The 693-nt window shown below is 59.0% G+C and carries 1 protein-coding gene; it reads right to left on the bottom strand.

The annotated features are described in order from the left end of the window. Window positions 1-617, bottom strand: a 617-nt coding sequence (locus tag HK439_RS26400) for an IS110 family transposase (RefSeq protein WP_190294464.1), incomplete at its 3' end; no start/stop codon positions are given. Window positions 618-693: the final 76 nt, after the last annotated feature.

Raw genomic sequence — 693 nt, 5'->3', positions numbered from 1 at the left:
CGCGCCATTGCTACAAATTCCTTGTCGAAGGCGGCAACCCGCATATCAAGACTGCGCCATTCAGCCCGCAAATCCTCGACCAGCAAACGCATGCGCGACGACAGACGGGGATCGTCCTCATCTGCAAACACCTCCAGTTGAGCCTCCAATCGCTTGCGGCCCTGTGCCGCCACGATACCGCGCTCCAGCAACAGAGCGCGCAGATGGTTGATCAGAGCAGTGCGCTCCGCCACCAGACGCGAACGCGCCCTGTGCAAGGCCTGGATGTCCGACTGTGCCTCGCTCTTGACCGGTACAAATCGCATCGTCGGGCGCGTCGCTGCCTCTGCAATCGCCTCAGCGTCGCGGTCATCGTTCTTGTTGGCCTTCACGTAGGGACGAACGTATTCCGGTGACATGAGACGGATCGTGTGACCGGCAGAGCCAAGCACTCGGCCGAGATAATGCGCGCCGCAACAGGCTTCCATCGCCACAATGCAAGCTGGCAAAGAACCGACGAATTCCGTAACCGCGTCACGACGAAGGCGCCGGCGCAGAACAACAGCACCCGCCTCATCCAATCCAACCAGGCTGCACACGTTCTTGCCAAGATCAATTCCAAGTACAAAAATCGACATCGGTCCGTTCCTCTCTACCTCAAATACAGAGCAATCCTATCGGATCGCTCCGGAGAGGGGCGGGCCATCCCATAAT

Source organism: Roseibium aggregatum (assembly GCF_014692675.1).
GTDB classification, from domain to species: Bacteria; Pseudomonadota; Alphaproteobacteria; order Rhizobiales; family Stappiaceae; genus Roseibium; species Roseibium aggregatum_C.
This window is presented reverse-complemented; position numbering and strand designations above follow the sequence as displayed.